This is a genomic window from Pseudomonas sp. P5_A2_2 (assembly GCF_054177685.1).
In genome coordinates, this window is record NZ_JBGCUL010001257.1 from 1 (window position 1) to 1,145 (window position 1,145).

Below are 1,145 nucleotides of genomic sequence, written 5' to 3' on the forward strand. Positions count from 1 at the left end.
ATGGCGCACTGTTCCTGATCGAAGACGGTGAATGCGTCGCCGGCCCTTGCGCGGGGCAAGCCTTGACCGGCGTGGCCTGCCGCGAGGATGAACAGGGGATCTGGATCAGCCTTTAACCACCCGGTAACACGTCCAGACGCCGGTCGACCAACATTTCTTCGTGGCTCAACCGCACACCGTAAGCCAATACCTCGACCCCGCAGGCGATAGCCTCACGCAAGGCCTGAGCATAAGCCGCATCGATTTCCTGCGCCGGGCGCACGGCCTCGATGTCGGTCAGGCAAACACAGTACAACTGCACCGCGCGAATACCGTCCCTGGCCAAATGCACCAGCTCCCGCAGATGCTTGGCGCCACGCTGGGTGACCGCATCGGGAAACGCCGCCACCGCCGTACCGTCGAAGCCCAGGGTCACGCTTTTGACTTCGACGTAGGCAGGCCCTTCGGGGTAATCGAGGCGGAAATCGATACGACTGTTTTCCTGACCATAAGCCACTTCGCGCTTGAGCCCGGTAAAACCGTTCAGTTCGGTGATGACGCCCGCTCGCAGCGCCTCTTCGATCAAACCATTGGCGCGGGCGGTGTTCACGCAAAACAGCCGCCCTTGCGGAGTTTCACCGACCTCCCAGGTGCCGGGCAACTTGCGTTTCGGGTCGTTTGAGCGACTGAACCAGACCTGCCCGCCTGCGACCTKACAATTGAGCATCGAGCCAGTGTTCGGGCAGTGAATGGTCAGCAATTCGCCGCCAACGGTTTCGATATCGGCAAGAAAACGCTTGTAACGTCGGATCAGGCGCCCTTCTTCAAGGGGAGGATGAAAACGCATCAGCCTTGCCAGCTCCGCAACCCACGGGCAATTCGCTCGACCGCCTCCTGCAAACGCTCGAGATTTTGCGTATAGGCGAACCGCACATGATGCCCGGCCTGATAACGCCCGAAATCCAGCCCCGGGGTGAATGCCACATGTTCGGTTTCGAGAAAATGTTTACAGAACGCGAAGGCATCGCCACCGAACTTGCTGATATCGGCGTACAAGTAGAAAGCCCCTTCCGGCTCCACGGCAATGCCGAAGCCCAATTCACGCAAGGCCGGCAGCAGGTAATCCCGACGCCGGCCAAATTCTGCGCGGCGCTCTTCCAGAATGC

2 protein-coding genes and 1 pseudogene are annotated in these 1,145 nt (G+C 60.1%); 1 reads left to right on the top strand and 2 read right to left on the bottom strand.

What is annotated here, in order from left to right; genetic code table 11:
• Positions 1 to 116, top strand: a pseudogene (locus tag ACXRVY_RS30610) (Rieske (2Fe-2S) protein); the annotation flags it as partial.
• On the opposite strand, the gene sfsA reads toward ACXRVY_RS30610, so the two are convergent.
• A complete protein-coding gene (gene sfsA, locus ACXRVY_RS30615; RefSeq protein WP_458239153.1) occupies positions 113 to 826 on the bottom strand; it encodes a DNA/RNA nuclease SfsA in 714 nt (237 codons plus the stop codon). The pseudogene ACXRVY_RS30610 and the gene sfsA sit on opposite strands and share 4 nt — an antisense overlap.
• Positions 826 to 1,145, bottom strand: a 320-nt coding sequence (locus tag ACXRVY_RS30620) for an aminotransferase class I/II-fold pyridoxal phosphate-dependent enzyme (RefSeq protein WP_458239154.1), incomplete at its 5' end; no start/stop codon positions are given. The genes ACXRVY_RS30620 and sfsA, both read right to left, overlap by 1 nt.